This window comes from Ochrobactrum sp. SFR4, from assembly GCF_019730395.1.
Lineage (GTDB): Bacteria > Pseudomonadota > Alphaproteobacteria > Rhizobiales > Rhizobiaceae > Pseudochrobactrum.
Map to the genome: position 1 here is coordinate 1 of NZ_JAAPBB010000744.1, position 275 is coordinate 275.

Annotated in this window: 1 protein-coding gene; it reads right to left on the reverse strand. The window is 51.6% G+C overall.

Features of this window, described 5'->3' with window-relative positions:
- A partial coding sequence (locus tag HBA93_RS21055) for a winged helix-turn-helix domain-containing protein (protein WP_221724566.1) occupies positions 1-275 on the reverse strand: 275 nt, incomplete at both ends.

Consider the following 275-nt stretch of genomic DNA (forward strand, 5'->3'; position numbering starts at 1 on the left):
TAAATTCGCTATATGTGTATCAATGGTGCGCACCAGCGCATCACTTTGCGGCAGACAGGCATCCAAAAGATCATTGCGCGGAAATGCATGAGTCGGTCTACGGATCATATGCGCCAGAATTCGGAATTCGCTCAGCGTGAGCGGCAAAAGCTGTCTTTCATCCCCCGTATCGGTAAACGCCGCATGCGCGTCGAAATCCACCAGAATATTCTCAAACCGGATTGCAACATTGGCAGCATTATTGCGGGTACGGCGTAGCACGGCATTAACGCGCG